This window comes from Novosphingobium sp. Sphag1I, from assembly GCF_056279125.1.
On sequence record NZ_JBWBQS010000003.1, the window covers coordinates 213,603 to 239,331 of the forward strand.

The 25,729-nt window shown below is 62.5% G+C and carries 23 protein-coding genes and 1 tRNA gene; all 24 read right to left on the reverse strand.

The features are described 5' to 3' along the window. Positions 1–64: 64 nt before the first annotated feature. The 24 genes from ACZ9HU_RS04560 to ACZ9HU_RS04675 all read right to left on the reverse strand — a co-directional run bounded on the left by ACZ9HU_RS04560 (position 65) and on the right by ACZ9HU_RS04675 (position 25,718). Positions 65–140: transfer RNA gene (locus ACZ9HU_RS04560), tRNA-Ala, on the reverse strand. A gap of 121 nt (positions 141–261) precedes the next feature. Then, entirely contained in the window at positions 262–831 is a 570-nt protein-coding gene (locus ACZ9HU_RS04565; protein ID WP_476102806.1) for a hypothetical protein, read from the reverse strand. Positions 832–1,096: 265 nt separating this feature from the next. Then, entirely contained in the window at positions 1,097–1,840 is a 744-nt protein-coding gene (locus ACZ9HU_RS04570) for a Bax inhibitor-1/YccA family protein (protein ID WP_476102808.1), read from the reverse strand. Positions 1,841–2,006: 166 nt separating this feature from the next. After that, complete coding sequence (locus ACZ9HU_RS04575) at positions 2,007–2,825, reverse strand: pyrroline-5-carboxylate reductase family protein (protein ID WP_476102811.1); 819 nt, start codon at positions 2,823–2,825, stop codon at positions 2,007–2,009. Positions 2,826–2,827: 2 nt separating this feature from the next. After that, positions 2,828–3,337: a type III secretion system chaperone family protein gene (locus ACZ9HU_RS04580; RefSeq protein ID WP_476102814.1), complete on the reverse strand. Its 510-nt coding sequence runs from the start codon at positions 3,335–3,337 to the stop codon at positions 2,828–2,830. A gap of 217 nt (positions 3,338–3,554) precedes the next feature. Continuing rightward, positions 3,555–5,534: an SPOR domain-containing protein gene (locus ACZ9HU_RS04585; protein WP_476102817.1), complete on the reverse strand. Its 1,980-nt coding sequence runs from the start codon at positions 5,532–5,534 to the stop codon at positions 3,555–3,557. A 50-nt stretch (positions 5,535–5,584) separates the two neighbouring features. Then, a complete protein-coding gene (gene ftsZ / locus ACZ9HU_RS04590; RefSeq protein WP_476102821.1) occupies positions 5,585–7,060 on the reverse strand; it encodes a cell division protein FtsZ in 1,476 nt (491 codons plus the stop codon). A 146-nt stretch (positions 7,061–7,206) separates the two neighbouring features. After that, entirely contained in the window at positions 7,207–8,493 is a 1,287-nt protein-coding gene (gene ftsA / locus ACZ9HU_RS04595; protein WP_476102824.1) for a cell division protein FtsA, read from the reverse strand. After that, on the reverse strand, positions 8,493–9,809 hold the full coding sequence (locus ACZ9HU_RS04600; protein WP_476102827.1) for a cell division protein FtsQ/DivIB: 1,317 nt from the start codon (positions 9,807–9,809) through the stop codon (positions 8,493–8,495). The genes ftsA and ACZ9HU_RS04600 overlap by 1 nt, the downstream gene beginning before the upstream one ends. Before the next feature lie 3 nt (positions 9,810–9,812). Beyond that, a complete protein-coding gene (locus ACZ9HU_RS04605; RefSeq protein WP_476102829.1) occupies positions 9,813–10,754 on the reverse strand; it encodes a D-alanine--D-alanine ligase in 942 nt (313 codons plus the stop codon). Next, a complete protein-coding gene (locus ACZ9HU_RS04610; protein WP_476102831.1) occupies positions 10,751–10,945 on the reverse strand; it encodes a hypothetical protein in 195 nt (64 codons plus the stop codon). Before ACZ9HU_RS04610 ends, ACZ9HU_RS04605 begins: the two co-directional genes overlap by 4 nt. Before the next feature lie 23 nt (positions 10,946–10,968). Further along, positions 10,969–11,868 carry a UDP-N-acetylmuramate dehydrogenase gene (gene murB, locus ACZ9HU_RS04615; protein WP_476102833.1) on the reverse strand — a complete coding sequence of 300 codons (900 nt, stop codon included), beginning with the start codon at positions 11,866–11,868 and terminating at the stop codon, positions 10,969–10,971. Next, positions 11,868–13,277 carry a UDP-N-acetylmuramate--L-alanine ligase gene (gene murC / locus ACZ9HU_RS04620; RefSeq protein WP_476102836.1) on the reverse strand — a complete coding sequence of 470 codons (1,410 nt, stop codon included), beginning with the start codon at positions 13,275–13,277 and terminating at the stop codon, positions 11,868–11,870. The genes murB and murC overlap by 1 nt, the downstream gene beginning before the upstream one ends. Continuing rightward, positions 13,274–14,455, reverse strand: a complete 1,182-nt coding sequence (gene murG / locus ACZ9HU_RS04625; protein WP_476102838.1) for an undecaprenyldiphospho-muramoylpentapeptide beta-N-acetylglucosaminyltransferase — start codon at positions 14,453–14,455, stop codon at positions 13,274–13,276. The genes murC and murG overlap by 4 nt, the downstream gene beginning before the upstream one ends. Next, positions 14,452–15,690 carry an FtsW/RodA/SpoVE family cell cycle protein gene (locus tag ACZ9HU_RS04630; protein ID WP_476102840.1) on the reverse strand — a complete coding sequence of 413 codons (1,239 nt, stop codon included), beginning with the start codon at positions 15,688–15,690 and terminating at the stop codon, positions 14,452–14,454. The genes murG and ACZ9HU_RS04630 overlap by 4 nt, the downstream gene beginning before the upstream one ends. Further along, positions 15,690–17,060, reverse strand: coding sequence for a UDP-N-acetylmuramoyl-L-alanine--D-glutamate ligase (gene murD / locus ACZ9HU_RS04635; RefSeq protein WP_476102842.1), 1,371 nt, complete (start codon positions 17,058–17,060; stop codon positions 15,690–15,692). Before murD ends, ACZ9HU_RS04630 begins: the two co-directional genes overlap by 1 nt. Beyond that, positions 17,057–18,130, reverse strand: coding sequence for a phospho-N-acetylmuramoyl-pentapeptide-transferase (gene mraY, locus ACZ9HU_RS04640; RefSeq protein ID WP_476102844.1), 1,074 nt, complete (start codon positions 18,128–18,130; stop codon positions 17,057–17,059). Before mraY ends, murD begins: the two co-directional genes overlap by 4 nt. Before the next feature lie 13 nt (positions 18,131–18,143). Continuing rightward, on the reverse strand, positions 18,144–19,631 hold the full coding sequence (locus ACZ9HU_RS04645; protein ID WP_476102846.1) for a UDP-N-acetylmuramoyl-tripeptide--D-alanyl-D-alanine ligase: 1,488 nt from the start codon (positions 19,629–19,631) through the stop codon (positions 18,144–18,146). Next, positions 19,631–21,097 (reverse strand): UDP-N-acetylmuramoyl-L-alanyl-D-glutamate--2,6-diaminopimelate ligase, encoded by a 1,467-nt coding sequence (locus ACZ9HU_RS04650; protein ID WP_476102848.1) that lies wholly within the window; start codon positions 21,095–21,097, stop codon positions 19,631–19,633. Before ACZ9HU_RS04650 ends, ACZ9HU_RS04645 begins: the two co-directional genes overlap by 1 nt. After that, a complete protein-coding gene (locus ACZ9HU_RS04655; protein ID WP_476103067.1) occupies positions 21,094–22,806 on the reverse strand; it encodes a peptidoglycan D,D-transpeptidase FtsI family protein in 1,713 nt (570 codons plus the stop codon). Before ACZ9HU_RS04655 ends, ACZ9HU_RS04650 begins: the two co-directional genes overlap by 4 nt. A 98-nt stretch (positions 22,807–22,904) precedes the next feature. Further along, a complete protein-coding gene (locus tag ACZ9HU_RS04660) occupies positions 22,905–23,429 on the reverse strand; it encodes a hypothetical protein (protein ID WP_476102850.1) in 525 nt (174 codons plus the stop codon). Continuing rightward, positions 23,426–24,397 (reverse strand): 16S rRNA (cytosine(1402)-N(4))-methyltransferase RsmH, encoded by a 972-nt coding sequence (gene rsmH, locus ACZ9HU_RS04665; protein WP_476102852.1) that lies wholly within the window; start codon positions 24,395–24,397, stop codon positions 23,426–23,428. Before rsmH ends, ACZ9HU_RS04660 begins: the two co-directional genes overlap by 4 nt. Next, complete coding sequence (locus ACZ9HU_RS04670) at positions 24,394–24,897, reverse strand: division/cell wall cluster transcriptional repressor MraZ (protein WP_476102854.1); 504 nt, start codon at positions 24,895–24,897, stop codon at positions 24,394–24,396. Before ACZ9HU_RS04670 ends, rsmH begins: the two co-directional genes overlap by 4 nt. Before the next feature lie 497 nt (positions 24,898–25,394). Continuing rightward, positions 25,395–25,718, reverse strand: coding sequence for a hypothetical protein (locus tag ACZ9HU_RS04675; protein WP_476102856.1), 324 nt, complete (start codon positions 25,716–25,718; stop codon positions 25,395–25,397). Between the last annotated feature and the right edge of the window lie 11 nt (positions 25,719–25,729).

Consider the following 25,729-nt stretch of genomic DNA (forward strand, 5'->3'; position numbering starts at 1 on the left):
ATTCAATGCGAAAAGGGCCGTCTGGCAAAAAAGCCGACGGCCCAATCGCTTATCGCATGGCACTTGGTGGAGCCGAGGGGGATCGAACCCCTGACCTCGTCATTGCGAACGACGCGCTCTCCCAGCTGAGCTACGGCCCCGTTCCAGTGCAGTCCTTAGTGCAAAAACACCTTGGGTCGCGACCCCTTAGCGAAAGCGCCACGGGGTGGGAAGGGGAAAATTTCGTCAAACCCGAAAAATCTCTACCTTCCCACGCCCAGGTCAATTGGTGCCGAGGCTGGGCTTTGGCGCGCCGGGGGTGCCATACTTGGCCTCCCATTCGGCCAATTCGACACGGTATTGTTCATAGGCGCGATAGAAGTTTTCATAGACGCGCGAAAAATTGGCAAAGCTGCGCTTGGAAAAATCGGGCAAGTCGGCCGCCTTGATCGCCGCACTCTCGCGGCTCATCACCAGCGCCGCATCGCAGAAATGGGTCAAAGTCGGCGGATAGGCGAAGTAATTATAGACCTGCGTCATATAGGTTTCGCGCGTGCGGATATAGTCCTTGGCACCATACTTGGCCTTGAACGTGGCATCCACGCCCGCATTGGCGCGGGCCAGCGGCTTGGCATGGCTCTTGAGGAAGGCGCGGTAATTGTCGGCAATTTCGACATAGGCCGGGCCGTTACAGTTGAGCGCGGCAACATTATAGGCCGCACGCAAATTCCACACGAGTTGAGAATCGACGGAATCGACCAGAATCGTGTGACGCACGCCATCGGCCCCGATGCTGGGGATGGACACATTGCCCGCTGCGCCAAAGGGCGCCTTGGGACGGGGCGGGATCACCACAACCTTGGGCGGAGGGGGCGGCGGAGGCGGCGGAGGCGGCGGTGGGGGGGGCGCCGAACAGGCCCCCAAAACAGCCAAACCAAAACCCATCAATGCCAACCGGATACGATTCACCTGCCACCTCATTTCACGCGCCGGTCCCTGATCACGGCGCAAAGTTTAATCCAAATACCCCAAGCGGGGTGCAAAGAAAATGCCCGAGGCGCCGGATGGCTCCTCGGGCACGATAATTTGCCTGTTCCCAGGCTTCCTGATGAAAGGTTTAGCGGCGATCACCCAGGAAGCTGAGGAGGAACTGGAACATATTGATGAAGTCGAGATACAGCGTCAGCGCGCCCATGATGGCCACGCGTTCGGCATAAGGCGTGCCCGCAACCTGCACATAGCTGTGCTTGAGCTGCTGGGTGTCATAGGCGGTCAGACCCGCAAAGATCAGCACGCCCAGCACCGAGATGGCAAAGCCCAGACCCGGCACGTGGAAGAACATCGAGATGAGCGAGGCAATGATCAGGCCGAACAGGCCCATGATCAGAAAGCTGCCCATGCCCGACAGGCTCTTCTTCGTCGTGTAACCCACAAGGCTAAGACCAGCAAAAGCGCCGGCAGTGGCAAAGAAGGTCAGCGCGATCGAAGCCCCGGTGTAAACCAGCAGCAGCGAGGAGAGCGAAAGCCCCATCGCCACGGCAAAGCCCCAGAAGCAGGCCTTAAGCGTGCCGGTCTGCATCCGCCCCATGCCCGCGCTCATCGCGAAGACAAAGCCCAAAGGCGCCAGAACGATCAGCCAGCGCAGCGGCGTTACGAAAACCTGCGCTGCGATCCCGCTTTGCACGAACAACAGCGCGACAATGCCCGAAAGCATCACGGCCGATGCCATGTAATTGTAAATCGACAGCATATATTTGCGCAGCCCCATATCGAGGGTTGCTGCGTCAACATACCCAGCATTCATCCTCGAAGACGCGCCAAAGCCCGTCTGCGTGGGCTGGGGGTCATTCCAGATGGCCATGTCATTCACTCCATATAGCGCCGATCAGCAAAACCTGCGGCGCACTCAGGGAATATCGCCCTTACGCCCCACGCTTTCAAGCGGGGCGTAGTGTAAAATTGGTATCAAAGTGTTGCTCTGGCGCAAATTGTGTAAAATTTGCCGCCAAATGGTACGCGCGCTTGACTTACTTCGCCGCTTCGCGCGCCATGGCGCCCAATTCGACATTGCGATCGCGCGAAGCCGTCAGCGTATCCAGCATCAGTTTGGCCAACGCATCACCTGCGTCCAGCACCGCAACCCCGGCCAAGGTCGACCCACCCGGCGAACATACCCGCCGCGCCAACTCGCCCGGCCCCACATCCGAAGCCGCCGCCAGCGCCGCCGCCCCATCCACCGTCGCCAGCGCCAGACGCAGCGACTGTGCCGGATCAAGACCCAGCTGCGCCCCGCCCGCGGCCAGCGCGTCGATAAAGCGATAGACAAAGGCCGGACCCGACCCCGCCAGCGCGGTCACCGCATCGAACAGGCTTTCCTCGACCCATTCGGGCGTACCCAAAGGCGCCAGAAACGCCATCACGCATTCGCGCGCGGCCTCATCCATCCCCATCGCGGCAACGCCGATCGGCGATTTGCCCAAGGCAGCCGCAAGGTTGGGCATGACCCGCACCAACCCGCGCGCATCAGGGAAACGCAGCGAAAGGCTGGCCATTTCGACACCGGCCAGCATCGAGAGAACCACCGTATCCGGCCCAGCCAGAGCCGTAAGCGCCCCGGCCACGCCATCGAGCATCTGCGGCTTGACGCCCAGAATCATCAGGTCAAAAACCCGTCCTTCCGGCAATTCACGCAGCAATTCCACGCCATCGGGCGCCGAGGCCAGAAACGGGTCGTAAACCGTGAAGCGCTCCGCCGGAACTCCGCCCCGCAGCCATCCGGTCAGCATGGCGCCGCCCATATTGCCGCAACCAATAAACAAAACCGTCGCAGGCCAGTTCGCCGCCATGATCAAGCCTCCCCTGCCGCGTCGACCAGAGCGGCGGCCAAAGCCTCGGACGGGCTCTTGTCGCCCCACAGGATGAATTGAAACGCGGGATAGAAACGGTCGCATTCCTCAACCGCCACCTCTACCAGCATCTGCGCCTGGCTGAGGCTGAGCAGCCCATCATCGCCCAGCAACAAGCCGTGGCGATAGAGCAGCATCGTGTTGTTCGACCAGATATCGAAATGGCCCAGCCAAAGCTGTTCGTTGATCAGGCCCAGCACCTCGAACATCGCGCCGCGCTTGTCATCGGGCACGCGAATGTCGGGAAGGCACAGCAATTGCAGCACATTGTCTTCCGACCGCCACACCGCGCGCAACTGATAGGTTGCCCAACTGCCCTGCACTTCGCCGGTGATTTCATCGTCGCCGACGAATTCATAATTCCAGCCCCGCGCCTCGAACAATTGTCCGAGCATCTCGACCGGCGCGCAATCTTCATGCCGCCCGAAATCGCCCTCGCCTGTCCTCATCATGCTCATTCCAGTCTCAAGAACCCGATGCGGCGCGCCCCCGACCCAAGCCGAAGACCTGAAGCGCGGGAGGCCTATTGATACGCCGCTTGCATGGGGCACTCTTGGGCCCAAGCACAAGCCGCGCAACCTTCATGGCCTGCGCATAACTCCATAAGCCTGTTTACAGCTTGTGGAAAAGAGACAAACGGCGCCCCATTATGAGACGAAACGTGACTGATTACAGTGAATCAACCACTTGGCCCGCCGGGCTGATCCAGACGAAACTGTCATTATGGCCGGATTTATGCGCCTTTTCATTAAAGGCTTTGGCCGCCGCTTCTGTATCAAACGGCCCGACCAACACGCGATTGGTGCGGCCCCAGTCAGAAATCGACGGCCTTTGGGCCTTAAACAACTCGGCTTCACTGCGCTGCAACTTGCGCCAGTCGAACAAAATACGGTCATTGTCACGACCAACGCCCACCTGAACCCAGATACGGCTGGGATGCTGGGGCACGGCCGGAGCCTCCTTGGCCTTTTCCTTGACTGGTTTTTCGACGACAGCCTTTTCTGCCAGCACCTTTTCAGCGCCCAGCTTCTCCTTGCCAGTCTTACCAGCCTTATCCTTGGTGGATTTTTCCTTCGCGGCCAGTTCCTTCGCCGCCAATTCCTTGGCTGCCTGCTCCTTAGCCGCCAGTTCCTTGGCAGTAGGCTCCTTCACCGGGGGCTCCTTCGACGGAACCTCCTTGGCCACAGGCGCGGCAGCAGTGTGGGCAGGCTGGATCTTGCGAATATCCACCGCGCCGCTGGCGGGTGTCGGCGCGGTTGACGCCTTGCCGAAATCCTCGAACAATTCGGCAAAGCTGGGCTTTTTGCCCGGCGCTGGCTTGACGCCCTGCCTGACGGGCGCGGGCTTAACCGGCTCCGGCTTGGGCTCTGCACGAACAGGGACCACGCGCGCGACCGGTTCAACCACCGGTTCGGACGTTTCCGCCACCGTCGCCACCTGCGGCGCACGGGCCGCACTGCGCGACAAATCAAAACTGGTGACGGCCGCAGGGGCCGCCGCCAAAGGCGCAGGCCGCGCTTCCACCACCCGCGCCGCAGGACGCGTTGCAGGCGCCGCAGCCGCCAGTTCCACCGGCACCGCAGGCTCATCCACGCGCGAAGGCTTCGGCTCAGGCGGCGCAGGTTCACCACGCGGAGGCAATTCCTCGCTGCCCCTGCGCGGCGCCCTTTCCACCTTCGCGCCGGGCCGGGAAACTGGTTCTGCACTGGCCAGACGAGTTCCCAAAGGCTGTCCAGCAGGCACCAGCCCCTGATCCGCCATGGTGGGCCGCTTCAAATGCTGGCTGGCGATATAATCGGCGATACGGGCGTTTTCCTGCCCGATCTGCGACGGTTGCGGGAAAAAGCCCAGATTGGCCGCCGCTGCCTGCTGCGCCGGGGTCAACTGGCGCATGTATCGCAAATAGGGCGCCATCGCGCTGGCCATTTCAGGTGGCATGGTCGAATTGGCGATGGATACCGCCTCCTCCTCACGCCCCAAAATCGCATAGGCAAAGGCACGAATGCGCCACGCCCCCCGGTCCTGTTTTTGCAGCAAAGGCGCGAGCACAGTTTCAACCGCGCGCCGATCGCCCATAATCGCCAAGCTTAACGCCAAACGACGCGCGGCTTCATCACCCGCCCCCGCGGCCAAAGCCTCGCGATAGTAGCGCTGCGCCGTGAGATTGTCGGACACCAGATCATAGGCCAAACCACGGTCGGCGATCTGCTCACCGGACAATTGCCCCGCCTTGGCCGCATCGTCGAACAGGCCCAGCGCCGTCACCGGGTCCTGCATCCGCATCCGCGCCGAGGCCAGATTGGCCATCACGCGCGGCTGATAGGGCTGCAAACGGTCTGCGCGGCTCAGAAAACCAATAGCCGCCTGCGTATCACCCATCGCCAGAGCGGATTCGCCCGCCTGCAACAAGGCTTCGACATCGCGCGGATTGCGGCCCAATCGGGCCAGCGCGGCGGACATCGCACGATTGGGGTCCATCCCTTCCCCCTGCGTGCCCACCTGTTGCACCACGGGATAGGAAGATTGCGCCAAAGCAGCGCCGGCACCCAATACCGATCCGGAAGCAAGCAAGGCAAAAGCAAGCCCTGCTCGACCCCCTGCCCGCACCATCGCCCGCAAAAGCTGCGGTTCAGGCCATACTGCGATCATCTCGCCGCGTCCTATAAACCGGGCAGACGATGCCTGCCCGGCCCCTTTCATCACTGATTGTTCTGACGCCCAAGAAAGCGCGGAATGTTGATCGAACCGCCTTCATCCCCGCCCGCGTCATTGTCGTCACGACGACGCGCGGAAAGGTTGGCCATACGCTCGAACAAAGTTCCGGCCGAACGCGGCGCTTCGGGCTGCGGCGCAGGGGCCTGCGGCGGAAGCGGGCGACGCGCGATCATCGGCGCATCATCTTCTTCGGCCAGACGGCTTGCATCGAGCAGCAGCTCATCACGCGGCGGGGCGGCAGGCGCGGGCGCCGGGGCCTGCTCAATCGCACCGCCCAGTGCGCCAAGATCAAGCGGCTCCTGCGAAGGAGGCGGGGTATAGGCCACCGGCTCTTGAACCAGCGGCGCGAAAGCGGGCGCGGCAACAGGTGCAGGCGCCGCAACCGGAGCAGGCGCAGCAACGGGAGCCTGCTGCTGCGGCACAAAACCGGGACGAGCCGGAGCGCGCGAACCCTGCATGCTGAACGGACGCGAGGCTTCTTCGGCCTGAACAGCCGTCTGCTCGATGCCGGTGGCCACCACCGACACGCGGATCTTGCCCTGAAGATCGGGATTAAAGGCCGAACCCCAGATGATGTTGGCGTTGGGATCGACCAGTTCGCGAATATGATTGGCCGCTTCATCGACTTCCAGCAGCTTCATGTCGTCGCCGCCGATAATCGAGATGATAACACCCTTCGCGCCCTGCATCGACACGCCGTCGAGCAGCGGGTTGGCGATCGCCTTTTCGGCGGCCTCAAGCGCACGGTTGGCGCCTTCGCCCTCACCCGTGCCCATCATCGCCTTGCCCATTTCGGCCATGACCGAACGCACGTCGGCAAAGTCGAGGTTGATCAGGCCCGGCATGACCATCAGGTCGGTGATCGACCGCACGCCCTGTTGCAACACTTCGTCGGCCAGCTGGAACGCTTCCTTGAAGGTCGTTTCCGCCTTGGCCACCAGGAACAGGTTCTGGTTCGGGATAACGATCAGCGTATCGACGTGTTTTTGCAGCTCTTCAATGCCGCTGTCGGCGCTGCGCATACGGCGCGTGCCTTCAAACAGGAACGGCTTGGTCACCACGCCCACCGTCAGCACGCCCTTCTTGCGCGCCGCCTCGGCAATGACGGGGGCCGCGCCGGTGCCGGTGCCGCCGCCCATGCCGGCCGCGATAAACACCATATGCACGCCGTCCAGCAGGCGGTCGATTTCCGCCAGCGTTTCCTCAGCCGCCGCACGCCCTACTTCGGGGCGCGAACCCGCGCCAAGGCCCTGTGTGATTTCCGGGCCAAGCTGGATGCGATGCTCGGCGATGGAATTGTTCAACGCCTGGGCGTCCGTGTTGGCCACCACAAAGTCCACGCCCTCAATCTCGGCGCGGATCATGTTGGCGATGGCGTTGCCACCGGCGCCGCCCACCCCGATCACGGTGATGCGGGGACGCAGTTCCTCAACGGTGGCCGGGCCAATATTGATGCTCATTGCCTTCTCCTGCCGGGTGCGTAATCCGATTTAAAAGATAGGCACCGTATCGAGCGAAATTGCACAGATCGAAGCCGTGAAGCAAAGCGTTTGCGCCATTTGTCCACAGAACTGCGACGGTTTTCTGCGCTTGGTGGGTCAACCTATCAGAAATAATCGCGCATCGCGTGGAAAAACCGTGTCAACATGCCCATCCCGCCGGGTCCGCTGCGCCCCGAACGGGCCGGACCGATGGTGCGAATGTCCTGCGGATCGGATGCGGCATAGAGCGCAAGCCCCGCCAGAGTCGAAAAACCGGGCGTTGCATGGGCTTCGGGTAAGCCTTTGAGCAGACCATTGGCCGGGCGTCCGATTCGTACCGGTCGGCCCAGCGCCCCTTGCGCAAAATCGGCCAGCCCCGCCAGTTCGGCCCCGCCGCCGGTAAACACGACCTGCGCGCCTTTCACTCCGGCAAAACCCATTTGCTTCAACACTTTGGAAATTTCATCCATCAAGGTTGAAAGTTGGGCCGTGATGATACTGATCAATTCGGCGCGCGGGATGCGGTTTTTCTCGTCGGCATGGCGCGCCAATTGTCCGGTAAATTCTTCGCCCGGACCGTGGACGGGAATCATCTCGCGATGGTCCGCCGGGCTGGCGATGGCCGAACCATTGACGCATTTCAAACGCTCGGCCTGAAAACGGCGGATGCCCAATGCGCCCGCGATGGCGTCGGTAATATCGCCCGACCCCATCGGAATCGTGCGCAATTCGAGCAGCATCCCGGCAATATGAACCGAAACGGTTGTAACCTCACCGCCAAATTCGACCAATGCGACACCCAGTTCCCGCTCTTCCTGTGACAAACAGGCCAAAGCGGTGGCCATCGGGCTGGCCACAACCGCCTCGACGTCCAGATGCGCGTTCTGAACCGACTCAGTCAAATTGCGCACCGGCGCGCCGTCGGCCAACATGACGTGAATATCCACGCCCAGCTTTTCAGCGTGCAGCCCCTTGGGATTGGTCACACCATGCGCGCCATCCAGCGTATAATGCGCCGGACTGGCGTGCAAAACCATCCGCCCTTCCGGCTGGATCACTTCACGCGCGCCAATAAGCAGCGATTGAATATCATCCGATTCGATGCGCCGTCCGCCGATCTCATTTTCAACATGCGCGATCCGACTGGCCAGACCCGCGCCCGAACACCCGACCCATACGCCAGAAACGCTGGTGTTGGCCATTTTTTCGGCGCGCTCGATCGCGTCGCGCACGGCATAGGTGGCCGCAGGCATATCCACGACATAGCCACGCTTGACCCCCTGTGCGGCGCGATGCGCGCTGCCCAAAACCATCAGGTCGCCATTTTCCGCCCGCCCTGCGATCAGGGCCGAGATGCGAAACGAACCAATATTGACCGCGCCAAAAACGCGGGCGATGCGCGGTGCGGGCATCAGTGTTTCTCCCCGCTCTTGGCATGAGGTTTGGCGGTGGTTTTCGCCACCGGCTTGGCGACGGATTTCGTCGCAGGTTTGGTCGCGGCCTTGGCAGCAGGCTTAACCGCAGTCTTAACCGTCGGTTTCGCAATAGTCTTCGCAGGCGCCTTGGCTGCCGGTTTAGCAGCCTCCTTATGAACAGCTGGCTTGACCGCTGGTTTGGCTGCAGGTTTCACTGGGGCTTTGGCAGCAGGCTTAATCGCTGGCTTGGCGGTTTCCTTGTGAACCACCGGCTTAGCCTCCACCTTGGGCGCCTCGCTCTTGACCGCCACCGCCTTGGCCGCAACCGCCCCGGCCGCCGCGCCCGCAATCACGGGCGCCGCTGTTGAAGCCACCGGCGCGCCACCGGTCGCCAAAGAGGCCGCCGGATTGTTCGGGTCCACATCCCCGCGCAAACGCATGTACATCCGGTCGCCCGTGCGCATGTCAAAGGCAAGAACCTTGCCGCCGATCAACTGGTTCGTGCCGTCCATCCGCGCAAAGGCCTGCAAAGACTTGGCACCCTGCGCCGCCCCTTCGGGCAAGGCCAATGTCTGACCGCTCTTGAACGTCAGGTTCCAGCGGCGATGCCCGACCCACTCTGCCTCGGCCACCTGACCGCGCAGCGCGGGCGCCGCCTCCAGCAAGGTTTCGAGCGCGGCCATCTGCCCCTCTGCCCCATCACCGGCCAGCACCAGACGCCCGCCGACACGGCCCGCGCTGATGCCCTGCAATTCATGGCCGGTCGCGTCGATCAGCACGAAACTGTCGCTGCCATCTTCATTATGCTGCTTCAAGACCGCCTGCGGCTTGCGCTCGGTAATGTCGACGATCAGCGTATCGGGCAACTGGCGCGAAATCCGCGCATCCTCGACCCAGCTCAACGTCATCAGATCCTGACGGATCGCCTCAAGGTCGATGCGCGTCATCGCCTGACGGCCCTGCGTGCCCAGAACGCGCTCGTAAACCTTCAGCTCGTTCAATTGCTTGACGCCATGCACCTCGACCCGGCGCACCGCGAAACCCGCCTGCGTGGCAAGGCTGGCCGCGCGCTGTTCGGCCAGAGAGGGCACCCCCGCCAGCCCGGCCACCACCCACAGCACCACACCCGCCGCCGCCAGAATCAGCACAAGAAAAACCTTGTGCAACTGCGCCTCGGTAATGGGCAAATGGGCCATGATCTGATCCATCACCGATCCGGTGCGCGCGCGTGCGGCCTCCACCTTGCGGGCGGATTGGGCCTTGGCGGCCACCTTGCGGGCGCTCGATCCGCCCCGGCGGATGGTCTGGCTCATAGATTAAAGCTTTCCGGCGTCTTTCAGGGCTTCTTCGATAATCGCTTCCACCAAAGTTTCGTAATCCATGCCCAGATAGCGCGCCTGTTCGGGCACGAGGCTCAAGGGCGTCATCCCCGGCTGGGTGTTGATTTCCAGCAGGAACAGGCCATCGACGCCCTTTTCATCATCCCAGCGGAAATCGGACCGGCTGGTGCCTTTGCAACCTAGGATCTGATGCGCACGCAGCGCCAGTTCCTTGCACTTTTCCGCGATCTCGTCGGGGATCTGCGCAGGGCAAACATGCTCGGTCAGGCCATCGGTATATTTGGCGTCGAAATCATAAAAACCGGTCTTGGGTTTCAACTCGGTCACACACAGCGCCCGGTCGCCCATCACAGCGGTGGTCAATTCCAGCCCGCGAATGAAAGGCTCGGCCATCAATTCATCGAAATGCTGCCACGGCCCTTCGACATCGCGGGCGATCGGATTGCCGTAATTGCCCTCATTCGTCACAATCGCCACGCCGACGCTGCTGCCCTCGGCGGCGGGTTTCAACACATAGGGACGCGGCAGAGGGTCGGCCTCGTACAATTGCGAGGACTTCACAATCCGCCCGCCCGGCATCGGAATGCCATGGGGCACCAGGAACTGCTTGGTCAATTCCTTGTCAATCGCAATGGCCGAGGTCGTTGTCCCCGAATGCGTGTAGGTCAGGCCCAGCAGGTCCATCATCCCCTGCACCGTGCCATCCTCGCCCGGCGTGCCATGCAGAGCGTTGAACACCACATCGGGTGCGGCGGCGGACAGAACCTGCGCCACATCGCGGCCCATATCGACGCGCGTCACCTTATGCCCGCGCGATTCCAGCGCCTTGGCCACGCCCTCGCCGCTCATCAACGAGACAGGGCGCTCGGACGACCAACCGCCCATCAATACCGCGACATGAAGTTTGGGGATGCTCACTTCTTTTCCCGAATTAATTTTGGCCCGCCGCGCAGCATCCAAAGTGCCAAAGCGACAAACGCAAAGTTGACAAGAACATAGGCAAGAGCAGTCGGCCAATCCGTTCTGCCCATGGCGCTTAAAATATTGAAATTCTCAAACCCTGCCCAAAGGCTGCCCCACAGAACCAAAGCCAGAAGGCCCAGCCCCATGAGACGCAACCATAGGCGATAGCTCACGGCTCACCAACCCGCTTGATTTCCCATTCAAGGCTGACGCCAGACTGGTCCAGCACCCGGCGGCGCACTTCCTCGCCCAGCGCCTCGATCTCCGCGCTGGTCGCCTCGCCGGTGTTGATCAGGAAATTGGTGTGCTTTTCGCTGACCTGTGCCCCGCCTAGGGTCAGGCCCCGGCAACCGGCGCGGTCGACCAGTTCCCATGCGCGCGCGCCATCTGGGTTCTTGAACGTGCTGCCCCCGGTTTTCGACCGCAAGGGCTGGCTGGCCTCGCGCGAAGCGCTGATGCGGTCCATTTCGGCCTGAATGGCCTGCGCCTCGCCCGGCACGCCGCGAAACCGCGCCGCCACCACGGTGCAGCCATCAACCAGATCGGAATGACGATAGGTGTAACCCAACTCGCTTAAAGGCAGGGTTGCGATCTCACCGCTGCGGATCACCACGTCACAATCGACCAGAATGTCCTTGACCTCGCGCCCATAAGCCCCGCCATTCATGCGGACAAATCCGCCCACCGTGCCGGGGATCGAACGCAGAAACTCCAGCCCCGCAATGCCATGATCGCGCGCCGTGGACGAAACGAGAATGCCCGAAGCCCCCCCGCCGCATTCCAGCGTCAGATCGTCAACCTTTTCCACGCGGGCAAAGGCCTTGCCCAACCGGATCACCACGCCCGGCACCCCGCCATCGCGCACGATCAGGTTCGACCCCAAGCCGAGCGCCATCACCGGCACCGGCGGCGGCAATTGCTCCAAAAATGCGCAAAGATCGGCCACATCCTTGGGCTCAAACAGCCATTCGGCCCGCCCGCCGCTCTTGAACCACACCAAAGGAGCCAACGGCGCATCCGCCGTCAGCTTGCCCGCAACCTTGATCTGACCAACTTCGGGAAAAGCCATCAGAGCGCCTTTTGCGCGCGAATGGCGTCGGCCAATCCCGCCGCCCATTTGGTGATATCGCCCGCGCCAAGGCACACGACCATATCGCCGGGCTGAACCTGTCCGGCCAGAGCCTGCGCCAGATTGTCAGCGCCAGTAATCAAATGCGCGCTGCGATGTCCGCGATCCTTGATGCCCGCGACAAGAGCCGCCGAATCAACGCCCTCGATCGGCTGTTCACCGGCCGGATAGACCGGCGCGGCATAGACGATATCGGCATCGTTAAAGGCGGCGGCAAAATCATCCATATGATCGCGCAGGCGCGTGAAGCGATGCGGCTGAACCACGGCGATCACGCGGTTCTGCACGCCCTCGCGCGCGGCGGCCAGAACGGCGCGGATTTCGACCGGGTGGTGGCCGTAATCGTCGATGATGGTCACGCCATCAACCTCGCCCACCTTGGTAAAGCGGCGCTTGACCCCGCCGAATTTGGCGAAACCGGTGCGGATGACATCTTCCGAAACGCCCATTTCCACCGCGACCGCCACCGCCGCCAGCGCATTCTGGACATTGTGGCGGCCCGGCATCGGCAATTCGATACCCTCGATCCGGCGGAAGCTGCCGTCGCGCTGGCGCAGCACGGCGGTGAAGCGGTTGCCGCCCGGATAGGGGGTCACGGCCTCACCGCGCACGTCGGCCTGGGCCGAAAAACCATAGGTGATCACGCGGCGGTCGCGCACCTTGGGGATGATCGCCTGCACCACGGGATGGTCGATGCACAGCACAGCCGCGCCATAGAACGGCACATTTTCAATGAATTCGACAAAGCTGCTCTTCACCTTGTCGAACGAGCCGTAATGGTCGAGATGCTCCGGGTCGATATTGGTCACCACCGCAATCGTGCCGTCCAGACGCAGGAACGAGCCGTCCGATTCGTCCGCCTCGACCACCATCCAGTCCGACGCGCCCAAACGCGCATTCGAGCCGTAGCTGTTGATGATCCCGCCATTGATGACCGTGGGGTCCACCCCGCCCGCATCCAGCAGCGCGGCCACCATCGAGGTCGTCGTCGTCTTGCCATGCGTGCCGGCAATCGCCACCGTGCTTTTCAACCGCATCAGTTCGGCCAGCATTTCCGCGCGGCGCACCACCGGGATGCGCGCCTCAAGGGCGGCCACCACTTCCGGGTTCTCACGCTTCACCGCCGTAGAGGTGACCACCACCGCCGCATCGCCGACGTTTTCCGCCGCGTGGCCGATCATCACTTTGATGCCTCGCTTGCGCAAACCTTCGACGACATAGCTTTCGGCGATGTCCGACCCTTGGACGCTATAGCCCAGATTGGCCATCACCTCGGCAATGCCGGACATGCCAATGCCGCCAATGCCGACAAAGTGGATAGTGCCAATATCGGTCGCGACGCCCTTCACGCAATTTGCTCCTTAAAACCAGCTTCGGCCCCGTGGCCGACCCGGATCACATCCATCAAGGGCGCCTGCCCAAAACCTTCGACCAAATCGGCCAGATCGGTGGCCGCGTGGGGCCGACCGCAATTCCACGCCGCATGGGCGGCATTGGCCAAGGCCTCGGGGCTCTTGGCGATGGCCTGAATTTGCTTGGCCAATTCAACGGCGGAAAACTTGTCCTGACGGATTGCCCGCGCGCCGCCTGCCGACACGATCTCACGCGTGTTGGCGGCCTGATGATCGTCGGTTGCGATGGGCAGCGGAATCAGGATCGCGGGGCGCCCAACGGCGGTCAATTCGGCAATGGTGCTGGCCCCGGCGCGCCCGATGAACAGATGCGCGTCGGCCAGACGCTCGGCCATATTTTCGAAATAGGTGCCAAGTTCGGCGGGAATGTCATGGGCGCGATAACGTTCGCGCACTGCGTCAATGTCTTCCGGGCGGCACTGCTGGATCACCTGAAGCCGGGTGCGCAAAGCGGTCGGCAACATGGCCAGACCATCGGGCACAACTTCAGACAGGACACGCGCGCCCTGCGATCCGCCCGTCACCAGCACGCGCAGCAAGCCATCCTCGCCAAAGGCCGGGAATGGTTGATCACGCAGCTCAAGCACTTCCTCACGCACCGGATTGCCAACCAGAGCGACCTTGGCGTGATGCTTGGCGTCCAATCGGTCAACATCGGGGCAAGAGGTGGCAATCGCCTGAACCCGGCCCGCAAGGAACCGGTTGACCCGGCCCAGCACCGCATTCTGTTCATGGATCACCGCCGGAATGCCCGCCGAAGTCGCCGCCAGCAAAGCGGGCAACGCCGGATAACCGCCAAAACCAATCACACAGGCCGGAGCGAAACTGTCGAACAGGCGCAACGCCATCGCCCGCCCCGCCCAGATCGCGCGCAGCCCCTTGATCCAGAGAAGCGGGTTTTTCCCCTGCAACCGGCCCGCAGGCAGCACATGCGCGGTCAAATAATCCGGCTTGCCCGGAATGGCCGCCCCGCGTTCGTCGGTGATCAGCGCGACATGGTGGCCGCGTGCGTGCAATTCCGCCGCCAGCGCAAAGGCCGGGATCAGATGCCCCCCGGTGCCCCCTGCGGCCAGAACGTAATGACGGGAAACTCTGGGTTCATTTTGCATGGTCATTTGAACAGGCTCAGGATCGCAGGATGCCCTTTCGGGGCGAAAGGATCGCGTTTCAGATAGGGGTTTCGCCGCGTAATGGCCAGCAGGAACCCGACATTGAGACAAAGCGCCAGCGTCGAGGAGCCGCCATAGGAAATCAGCGGCAAGGTCATGCCCTTGGACGGGAAAAGTTGCAGGTTCACCAGAATGTTGATGAAGGCCTGACCGCCCAATTGCGCGACAAGGCCGCTGGCCGCCAGAACGGTGAACAGGTCTTCCTCATCCGACAGGCGGATCAGCACCCGCGCCACCACCGCGAAATAAAGCACCACCACCAAGGCGCACATCAACAGACCAAATTCCTCGCCAATGACCGAGAAAATATAGTCGGTATGCGCCTCGGGCAGGCCCAGCTTCTTCGTGCCCAGCCAAAGTCCGCTGCCCGTCCAGCCGCCTGCGACCAGCGTGTGGCGCGCAAGGTCAACCTGGTCAAAGGCCGTGCCGCCGCCAAGGAACGCATCGATACGATGACGCCCGTTTTCGTAAAAAGCATAGGTCAGACCGATCAGCGCGACGCCGCCGCCGATCACCCCCAGCACCCAACGCACCGGCAGGCCCGCGATCAGCATCATCACAAACCACACCGCGCCAAACAGCACCGCCGAACCAAAGTCAGGCTGAAGCATCAGCAGCAAGCCGACCAGCCCCATCACCCCGGTACAGATCATTATCACCGGCATGCGCGGATCGCGCAATTTCCACGAAACCACCCACGCCAGCGTGATGGCAAAGGCGGGTTTCAGAAACTCGGAAGGCTGAAGCGAAATGCCCAGATTGAGCCAGCGCTTGGCGCCATTGACCGTCGTGCCGACAATCGGCACCAACAACAGCCCGATCATCATCGCAATGCCCAGCACGATGCCGCAACGCCGCGCCATATCCCGGCTGAGCCGCGAGGCGCCCAGCATCGCGATCAGGCCCAGCGCCTGCCACCGAATATGGGCCATGAAGAAATAGAGGTCGTCCAGCTTCACCTTGGCGGTGGACAGGCGGCGCGCACTGGCCGGACTTGCCGCCGCCACGGCCAGCGTGCCGATCGCCATCAGCGCCAGCACAAGCACCAGCAGCACGCGGTCAATCTCGCGCCACCACACGATCCAGTCGGTGCGCCTTGTCTTGCGTTGTTTGGCGCCGCCCCGCGAACCGGGAACATAGCGTGTGCTGGCCGCCGGATCTTCGTGGGGCAGGCTTGCCATCAGACGCAATCTCCGCCTTCGGGCGAGGTGAGGACTTCGACAATCTGGCGGAACGTCTCGCCGCGCGCCTCATAATCGCGGAACTGGTCAAAACTGGCGCAGGCCGGGGACAGCAGGACGACATCGCCCGGTTGCGCCGCATCCTTGGCCAGACGGATCGCCTCGCACATCATTTCGGCGCGTGCGACCGGCATATAGGGCGAGAGGATTTCCGAAAAACGCTGCCCTGCATCACCAATCGTATAGGCCGCCGCAATATTGCCGAACCACGGCGCGCATTCGTCCAGATCATCGCCCTTGGGCAAACCGCCGCAAATCCAATGGATGCGCTTATGCCCATCGGCAGGCGGAAATGCCGCCAGAGCGGGCGCGGTCGAGGCAGGATTGGTCGCCTTGGAATCGTTGATAAACAGGACGCCGTCGGCCTGCCCCACCCGCTCCATCCGGTGCGGCAGTCCGACAAAGCTTTTCAGCCCCGCCTCGATCACCGCATCATCGACGCCGAGCGCGCGCACCGCCGCCACCGCCGCCTGCGCATTGGCGCGGTTATGCGGACCTTGCAGCGATGGCCATTCGGCCTGATTGCCGGGCAGATCGACGCCATCGATAAATTGGAACGGTTGCCCCTGCGGCGCGAAACGCAGGATGTCATCCTCCATCTCGGCGGCATAATCGACAATGGCAAGATTGCCGATCGCCTGCATTCCGAACAGCCGCGCCTTGGACGCGACATAGCCGGGATAGCCGTCATCATAGCGATCCAGATGATCGGGCGAGACGTTGAGGCACATCGCCACCTCGCAATCGAGGCTCTGCGTCAGGTCGATCTGATAGGAGGAGAGTTCCAGCACATAGACGCCGCCAGCGGGCAGCGCCTCCTGCCCCAAAATCGGCAGACCGATATTGCCGCCCATCAGGACAGGGATGCCCGCCGCCTCGATCAAATGGCGCGTCAGGGCCGTCGTGGTGGATTTGCCATTGGTCCCGGTGATGCCAATCACCTTATGCGCGGGCAACCATGCGCGGCATTGCGCAAACAATTCGATATCGCAGACCAAAGGCGCACCGCCCGCGCGGGCCGCATCGGCGATGGGGTGGCGATTGATCGGCACACCGGGCGAGACGACAACCCCGGCATAACCTTTCAGATCCGCCGCAACCGGATCGCCAAAGGTCAGGCGCCCTTCCTCGACCGCTTGCGCATGGGCGCTGGCGGCGGCGGCGCGCGGTTCTTCCTTGGCGTCCCACGCCATGACACTGGCACCCCCCGCCAGCAGCGAGGCCAAAGCCGCCTGTCCGCTGCGCGCCAGCCCAAGCAAGGCATAATGTTTGCCCGCAAAGGCCCCGGTCATGGCAGGCGCGGTAATCATCGTACCTTCAGCGTCGAAAGGCCGATCAGGGCCAGAATGATCGACACGATCCAGAACCGGATCACCACCGTCGGTTCGGCCCAGCCCTTTTGTTCAAAGTGATGATGGATCGGTGCCATGCGGAAAACCCTCTTGCCGGTACGCTTGTACCAGAAAACCTGAACGATCACCGATACGGCTTCCAGCACAAACAGGCCGCCCACAATGCCCAGAACGATTTCATGATGGCTGGCCACGGCAATCGCGCCCAGAGCGCCGCCAAGCGCCAGCGACCCGGTATCACCCATGAACACAGCCGCCGGCGGCGCATTGAACCACAGGAAGGCCAGACCGCCCCCCATGATGGCCGCACAGAAAATCGCCAGATCGCCCGCGCGCGGCACATGGGGAATGCCAAGGTAAGCAGCATAGTCCACGCGGCCCACCAGATAGGCGATGATCGCAAAAGTGCCCGCCGCGATAATGACCGGCATCGTCGCCAGACCGTCAAGCCCATCGGTCAGGTTGACCGCATTGCCCGCGCCCACGATGACAAAGGCGGAAAACAGGAAATAGATCGGCCCCAGCGGCACATAGACCTTGCTGAAAAAGGGCAGATAGAGGTCGGTCTTGCCGATATGGGCGACCATGATCCAGCTGGCCACACCCGCGACCAGAAATTCCCCGATCAGGCGCGCCTTGCTCGAAACGCCTGCGGTCGAACGCTTCTTGACCTTGTCATAATCGTCAAGGAAACCGATCAGGCCAAAGCCCGCCGTCACCGCGATACACGCCCAGACCAGCGGATTGGACAGATCCATCCACAAAAAGACCGAGCCCATCAGCGAGATCAGGATCATCAACCCGCCCATCGTGGGCGTGCCGCGCTTGGCCAAATGGGTTTTGGGCCCATCTTCGCGGATCGGCTGTCCCTTGCCCTGCTTCATGCGCAGCATGTTGATAAAACGCGGACCAATGATCAGACCGATCAGCAGCGCCGTGGCCAGAGCCGCGCCCGCGCGAAACGTCTGATAGCGGATCAGGTTGGCCAAACCCGGAAAATGGAACCATTGGGCAAGGAGATAGAGCATGGCGACCCGTCAATTATTGTTTGGCAAGCGAGGAAACCAACGCCCCCAGCCCCACCGAGTTTGATCCTTTGACAAGCACCGCATCACCATTGACCAAACCATAGTCGGCCAGAGCGCTCGCGGCTTCCTGTACATTTTTGCAATGGGCGAAGGGGATGGCCTTGCCAAGCGCGCTTTGGGCTGATTTCCCCAACTCCTGCGCCAAAGCGGCCATTTCATCGCCCACCAGAACGGCAAAATCGACCTTGGCCGCCATCATCGGCTCGGCCAGAGCAGCGTGAAGCGAGGGGCCAAAATCGCCCAATTCCTTCATCGCGCCCAGCACGGCGATGCGGCGCCCCTTGGTCGCCACGCCATGTTCGGCCCCCAGCACCGCCAACGAAGCGCGCATCGAGGCCGGATTGGCATTATAGCTTTCATCGATCATCAACGCCTTGCCACCATCGGCGGTGCGGATGCCGCTGCGCTGTCCACGCCCGGCCAACCCCTGCATCTCGGCCAAGGCAAGGCCCGTCGCGCCCAGATCGCCGCCCACCGCACGCACCGTCGCCACCACGGCCAGCGAGTTGATGACCCAATGTTCGCCCGGCATCGCCACCGAATAGCACAGGCGCGAATCGCCCAGATCCACCGTCACCAGCGTCCCGCCCAACATGCCCGGCAAGGCATCGAGCAAACGGATATCGGAATGGGCCGCGCGGCCAAAGGACATGACCTGCGCCCCGCGCGCCACGGCCGCATCGCGCAGACGTTCGAAATGCGGGCTGTCGGCCGGGATGATGGCGATGCCGCCTTCGGCACCTTCAAACCCTTGCAAGCCTTCAAAAATCTCGGCCTTGGCGTCGGCAATTGCCTCCTCGCTGCCCAGATTTTCGATATGCGCGGGGGCAATCGTGGTGATTACCGCGATATGCGGGCGGGCCAAAGCGGTCAGATCGCTGATCTCGCCCGCGTGGTTCATGCCCATTTCCAAAATGCCATACAGCGTGCGCTGCGGCATCCGGGTCATGCTCAAAGGCACGCCGACATGGTTGTTATAGCTTTTGACGCTGCGATGGGCGCGGCCATGGCTGGAACGTTCCAGCGCGGCAAAGATGGCTTCCTTGACGCTGGTCTTGCCGACCGACCCGGTCACGCCGATCACCCGCGCTTCGGGCAGGATGCGCCCCCGCGCCGCGCGGGCCAGAGCCTGAAGCGCGGCAAAGCTGTCCTTGACCAGCACATGCGGGCGGTCGATCGGCTGTTCCACAACAGCCGCCACCGCGCCCAATTCGAACGCCTTGTCGATAAACTTGTGCCCGTCCATCGCCTCGCCGCGCATGGCAAAGAACAGGCCGCCTTCGACGATTTCACGCGAATCGGTGGCGACATTGGAAATCTGCGCCTCGCCATGGGCCACGCCGCCCGTGGCCTCGGCCACTTGCGCCAAAGTCCAAAGCGCCAGAGGTTTGCCATCCTCTGCCGTCACAGGCCATTCCCGCAGTTTCGCTTTTGCCGCCATCACATTTTCTCCCCGGACGCTTCGCGCGCCACGGTCACATCGTCAAATGGCAGAACACGGGCCTCGTTGCCGCGCCCGATGATCTGCCCCTGTTCGTGCCCTTTGCCTGCGATGAGCAGGATGTCATCCCTTTTCGCCAGCGCTGTCCCCTGAAAAATCGCATCGCGCCGATTGCCGACCTCGATCAGACGGCCCGGAGCGCCCGCAATCACCGCGGCGCGAATGGCGGCGGGGTCTTCGCCGCGGGGGTTGTCATCGGTCACAATCGCAATGTCGGACAGGTCGGCGGCAATGCGGCCCATGGGGGCACGCTTGCCCGCGTCACGATCGCCGCCCGCACCAAACACAACGATCAAGCGGCCCTTTGTATGCGGGCGCAAGGCGGCAATCGCCGCCTCCAGCGCGTCGGGCGTATGGGCGTAATCGACATAGGCAGGCGCCCCAGCGCCATTGATCGCCGCGCGCTCCAACCGCCCACGCACCGGGGCAAGACGCCCCAAAGCATCAAACACTTGGCCCGCCGTCAAACCACTTGCCAGCGCCAATCCCGCCGCCACCAGCGCATTGGCCGCCTGATAGGCGCCGATCAGCGGCAGGTTGATTTTCCGCTCCACACCATCATGGACAATCGTCAAAACCTGCCCCAACGGCCCCGGTTCACGGCCCAGCAGACGGATCGTATCGCCCGCCGCGCCAACCGTCATCAAACGCAGGCCACGTTGGCGGACATGGGCGATGGCCCGCTCGCTCCACGCATCATCGGCCCAAATCACGCCGGTTCCGCCATCCACCACCACTTCGTCGAACAGGCGCATCTTGGCGACGAAATAATCCTCCATCGTCGCGTGATAGTCGAGATGGTCGCGGCTCAGATTGGTAAAGCCCGCCGCCATGACGCGCGGCCCCTCGCTGCGATATTGCGACAGGCCGTGGCTCGATGCTTCAAACGCAACATGGCTGACCCCTTCGCGCGCAAGGCCCGCCATATTGGCAAGGAAGGTCACGACATCGGGCGTGGTCAGGCCGGTATAGGTCACCTCATCGGCAGTCGTAATGCCCAGAGTGCCGATACTGGCCGCGCTATGGCCCGCCATGCGCCAGATCTGGCGCAGCATCTCAACCGTGCTGGTCTTGCCATTGGTGCCCGTGACGGCCACCACGGTTTCGGGCAAGGGCGCAAAGAAAGGCGCGGCCAGACGGGCAAAGGCACGACGCGGGTTTTCATCGACAAGGGCTATCGCGCCCGCTGCCTCGATGTCGGCGCGAGCCTGCGGGCGGGCGACGACGGCCACGGCACCTGCCTTGACGGCCTGCTCGATGAAATCCTCGCCATTGACCGTGGCGCCAACGAAAGCGCCGAACACATTGCCCGGCGCAACCTTGCGGTTATCAATGGCAAAGCCGGTGACGTCCACGTCACCGGCCTCAACCTTGTCCATGCCTTGCATCAGGTCGGACAATCTCATTCGCCATCTCCATTGGCGATCAGCGGGGCAATATCGCTGATGTCGATATCGCGCGTCGCATCCGGCATCACGCCCAGCAGCGGCCCGATACGCGGGATCACGCGGCCTACGATGGGGGCGGCGTTCCACGCGGCGGTGCGCTGGAAACTGGTGGCGGCGTTGGCCTTGGGCTGGTCCAGCGTGGCGATCACGACATAGCGCGGGCGGTCCATCGGGAACGCGGCGGCAAAGGTCGCCACCACGCGGTCATGGTGATAGCCCTGCGCGTCGCCGATTTCGGCGGTGCCGGTCTTGCCGCCCACGCGATAGCCGACGGCATTGGCGGTACGCCCCGTGCCCACATCCACAATCGAGCGCAACAATTGCCGCATACGCGCGCTGGTCGAGGCCTGCCACACACGGCGACCGGCGGGCACCTGATCGGGCGCGACCTTTTGCAGCGTGGCCGGGCGCCAGATCCCGCCATTGACCATCGCGGCATAGGCGCTGGCCAGATGCAACGGGGTGATGGCAAAGCCGTGGCCATAGGAGGCCGTCACCGTCGTCACGCGCGACCACACGCCATTCTTGTCCCCACGCGGCCAGGTCGGGCGGCCACGGGCAGGCAATTCGATATAGGGACGCTCGCTGAAGCCCAGCGCTTTAAGCGTCGACTGCATCCGCTGCGCGCCCAATTGATCGCCGACCTGCGCCAGAACGATGTTCGAGGAATGGATCAGCGCCTCGATGATATTCAGGCTGGAACCATAGTTTTCATGGTCATGCACGGTGATCCCGGCAATTTCCAGCGGCGGCCCCGCGGGATAACGCTTGGCCAGATTGGTGATGATACCGGCATCAATCGCGCTGGCCACCGCAATCGGCTTCATCACGCTGCCCAGTTCATAGGTCTGATTGGTCGCGCGGTTGAAGATATTGGCCTGTTTGGTGGGATCGCTGTCCGAAATATCCTGCGGCCGCAGGTTGTTGGGGTTAAAGCTGGGCAGCGAGGCCAGCGCCATCACTTCGCCCGTGTCCACGTCCAGCACGATACCCGCCGCGCCTTTGGCCTGCGCACGGGTCATGCCCCACATCAATTCGTCTTCAAGAGCGCCCTGTACACGAGCGTCGATGGAGAGCGTTGCAGGTTGGCCACGCGTGGCCGGATCGGTCAATTGCTTCTGGAACACCGCCTCCATGCCGACCTGACCCACACCCTTGCTGTCGACATAGCCAAGGATATGCGCGGCCATTGTGCCCTGCGGATAATAACGCTCGGCCTCACGCGGGAATTCCAGCGCGGGTTCACCCAGAGCATGGATGCGGTTGGCGTCTTCGGGCAGAATACGGCGGCGCAGATAGCCCGCCTTGCCCGAGGCCAGACGCTGGGTCAGTTCGGTCACATCCTCATCAGGGAAAATCTTGACCAGCGCGGCGGCCAGTTCGGCAGGCGAACGCACCAGAGGCGATCCCTCGCCCATCGCCTTGGGATTGAACCAGAGCGCATAGGCCGGAAAGGCGCGCGCCAAAGGCACGCCGTTACGGTCCAGAATATCACCACGATCCGGCAGGCCCGCCAAGGCACCATCGCCCCCCGGACGGCCCGGATCAGAAATGCCCAGATGCGCGATGCGCAGCAAAGCCACCAACATCAGCATGGCAAAGCCGACCAGCACCCACAGCGCACGAAAGCGCGCCTGGGCCAGAGCAAGGCTGCGCAAATTCTTCATCACGCGGGCCTGCCCCGGAGCCTGACCGGAAAGGGGCGATGCGCCCGCCGGGGTGGCACCACCGACCATATGATCCTTCATCCTGACCACCAGCGCGCTCATTCACGGTGCCCCGTTTGCGACCCGCGCCCAGAGAAACGGGCAAGCTGGGCGGCAATATCGGCAGTCTTCTTACCCTTCTTGGGGGTGGCCTCCGACTTGCTCTCCATGGTCAGGGCGGCAAAGGGCGAGGCCGGCTTGGTTTCGACGGCCATCATTGTGCGCACCGAAGCGTTGACCGCATCGGCCGAAGCCACGCGGATCGGATCGGGCGCATCGGGCGAACGCGGCTTGCCAAGAGCGGCCAACTGGCGCTCGCTTTCCAGATATTGGCCCACGGTGGGCGCCTGATAACCGAAATCCACGTCGTTGAAGGCTTTAAGCTGCTGCTGGCTGGCGCGGGTTTCGAACTCGGTCTCCAAAAACAGCTTTTCCTGCTTCAACTGCGTGATCTGCCTTTCGGCCAGACGGACCTGACTTTTCACCGCATTGACGCGGAACGTCAGCGCCAGAGTAAGCGCAAGGCAAATGACCAGGGACATGCCCCAGCCGATCGTATGCATGCGATCGCGGGTCAGATTCACTTGGACCTCCGGGGCTGGACAGGGCGGGCGGGAATTTCGGTGCGCGTGGCAAAACGCAGGGTGGCCGAACGCGCGCGAGGGTTGCGCGTCAATTCGACTTCGCCTGCACGGATGGCTTTGGAAATAGCGGTATAGACAGCCGGTGCCGCGCTTGCGGTCATCGGCATGTGGCGCGATGTGGCGCTGGCCACACCGCTGGCGTCCTTGAAGAACTGCTTGACGATGCGGTCCTCGAGGCTGTGAAAACTGACAATGGCCAGGCGCCCGCCCGGATTGAGCAGGCTTTCCGCCGTTGCCAGCAGCGCTTCGAGTTCGCCCAGTTCATCGTTCACATGGATGCGGATGGCCTGAAAGCTGCGCGTGGCCGGATCTTTGGGCGCACCCTGCTTATAACCCAGTGCGCGACGCACGACATTGGCCAGTTGCCCGGTCGTTTCCAACGGGCGCGCCGCGACAATCGCGCGGGCAATGCGGCGCGACTGGCGCTCTTCGGCATAGTTGTAAAGGACGTTGGCGATCTCTTCCTCGGCCGCCTCGTTGCAGAAATCGGCCGCGCTCGGCCCTTCCTGCGACATGCGCATGTCAAGCGGACCATCGCTGGAAAAGGCAAAGCCGCGGCCCTGCTGGTCCAGTTGCATCGAGGAGACGCCAATGTCGGCCACCAGACCGTCAATGGCCGTGACGCCCGCCTGCATCAGCGCATCGCCCACCTCGGAAAAGCGGCGCGGGTGCAGGATCAGGCGGTCATAGGCCGCACCCCATTCGCGCGCCGCCGCAATGGCATCGGGATCACGGTCAAATGCATGCACCGTCGCGCCCGCTTCAAGCAGCGCGCGCGTATAGCCGCCCGCGCCCAGCGTCGCGTCAACAATGACCTTACCCTCTGCCGGGGCCAACGCGCCGATGACTTCATCGAGCAGCACGGGAATGTGCGGGGCGTCATGCGGAATGGCGGCCAAAAGGCTCATTTGCGGCCCCTCGCTGCTGCCATATAGGACTCACAGCTCGCCTTGGGGCCGATCCATTCATCGCCCGCCATGTCGGCCAGAACCTCGGGCGACCACAGGGTGAAATAATCCATCGTGCCGTGGATATAGAGCGCGTCGGTGATGCTGGCCTGCTGTTTCATATGGGCGGGCAGGATGAAACGGCCCGAATTGTCAAAAGCCACACGCGTCAGATTGCCGAAGACCAGCGCGTCGCGTGCCCGGGTAGAGGGACGACCGGCGGCCACATCGGCAGCATGTTTCACACGGATTTCCTCGGCAAGCTGGGTCTTGTACGACGTGCCGCAGGCAAACAGGCAGGGCCATTCTTCATGGCGTGCCACCAGCATTTCGTTGATGTTGTCGCTGGCTTCGGCGACGATCTTGCGGATATCGGCGGGCAGGACGAAGCGTTCCTTGTCGCCCTTCGGCGAAAAGCCCTGCCCCATATAAATGACCGGAAAGCCAGTCACTTTGCCCAATACCTTTGCGAAGAAAGCCCCACACGTTCGGACAAAGCTTCGCCGTAAGGCGCAGCGCAGTGGCCACACCGTAAGCCCCAATTAGGACGGCTGAAACTCTACCCGATAATCATGTTGTATCGCGGGTTTTGCGGGCAGAAAAGGGACTTTGCGGGAAAATCTGCCACTTTGTGGAAAAGAATGAAAAAAAGTCATTTTTTCAATGATATAATTAGATATTCACCATCTTCATATGTTACCAAAATCTTACCAAAGCGCCGGAAACACACCCATTCGGCGCTGCTCTCCCGCAAATTCCCCAAGACTGGAAAGGCTGTCGAACGCCTCTTCCCGCCGATTCCCGCATCACAGATTCGCGATTCCCGCGCGATTCCCACCTTTTCCCGCGCGTAAAAGCCGGAATCGCGCAAGCACGCCCGGAATCCATCCGGTGGCAGGCTTTCCCACAAGTGGCATGATTTCCCCGATGGGGCAGGATTTCCCGCGCCAGCCCCTTATCAGCGCGGCGCGGCGGGCGTTACATGCGGCGAAGCGCCCGCATCGGGCTTGCCCGCGTCAGGCGACGGGATGACCCCTATATCGGCCAGAGGATCGCTGGTCGTGCCCGCGCTGGTGCTGGCCTGCGCGCTGGCAACGGCGGCGTCATTGCGCCGCGCATTGTCCATGATGATGTTGGCCAGACCCACCAACAGCAGCATCAGCGACAGGCCGAACAGCCCGACCTGAAGCCGCTGCACCATCTGTGCACGGATTTCGCGCGGGGTTCGCTCGAATTCCGAAGTGGCCGGATCGGCCGGAGTGGGGCGGGTGGCGTCCATCATTACGCCCTATG